Annotated in this window: 1 protein-coding gene; it reads right to left on the bottom strand. The window is 62.2% G+C overall.

Annotated features, from left to right (window positions below; all coding sequences use genetic code 11):
* Nucleotides 1-202: 202 nt before the first annotated feature.
* A partial coding sequence (locus ACS8YF_RS19645) for an HAD-IC family P-type ATPase (RefSeq protein WP_440851781.1) occupies nt 203-964 on the bottom strand: 762 nt, incomplete at its 5' end.

Below are 964 nucleotides of genomic sequence, written 5' to 3'. Positions count from 1 at the left end.
GCGTCCACATCGGCGGCTCGCTGTATCATCACTTTGTACGCAAAGATGATGTCCTGAAACGCATGTGGCGCGGCCGGACCGACACATAGTAGGCCGGTCAATCGGAGTGACCAACAACCCGGGGGGAGGGAAACTCCGACATACGTCGATTCGACCCGCCCGATCGCATTAGAACGTCCCCGGGGCAAACCCGGGGACTGATTTAAGCCGCTTCGTTGTAGTGTGTTTCGTCAACAGTTGTTCCGGTCTCGGCATCATCCGGCGACAATTTCCGACTTGGCTCCAATGCCGCCTTGAAACGCTTGAGCCGAAGCGAATTCGTAAGCACGAAGATGCTGGAAATACTCATCGCCCCGGCGGCGATCATGGGGTTGAGCAGCCAGCCCGTGAACGGGAACAGTGCACCGGCCGCCAGCGGGATCAGCAGCACGTTGTAACCATAGGCCCAGCCGAAATTCATGCGGATGGTACGCATGGTACGCCGCGACAAGGCGATCGCGTTGACCACGCCCGACAAGTCCGCCCGCATCAACACGACGTCGCCCGATTCGATGGCGATATCCGTGCCGCTGCCCACGGCGATGCCCACATCGGCCTGGGTCAGCGCTGGGGCATCGTTGATGCCGTCGCCGACGAACGCGACCGACTGGTTCTCGCCCTGGAGCCGCTTGATCTCGTCGGATTTGCCGTCCGGCATGACGCCGGCAACCACGGTGTCGATACCTAGTTCTTCCGCGATGGCATGGGCTGTCGCTTCGTTATCACCGGTCAGCATCGCCACCGACAAATCCATCGCGTGCAGCGCCTTGACCATACGCTTGGCTTCGCCACGCGCCGGATCGGCCACGGCGATCAGGGCCGCCAACTGCCCGTCGATGGCGGCGAATAGCGGTGTCTTGGCCGCCCGCGCCAGCGCGTCGGATCGATCCGCCAGCGACGACGTCTCGATGCCCAGGCTGTCCAT

Source organism: Salinisphaera sp. SWV1 (assembly GCF_052044155.1).
In the GTDB taxonomy this organism is placed as follows: domain Bacteria; phylum Pseudomonadota; class Gammaproteobacteria; order Nevskiales; family Salinisphaeraceae; genus Salinisphaera.
The sequence above is the reverse complement of the archived record's forward strand: the minus strand, read 5'-3'. Positions and strand labels throughout refer to the sequence as shown.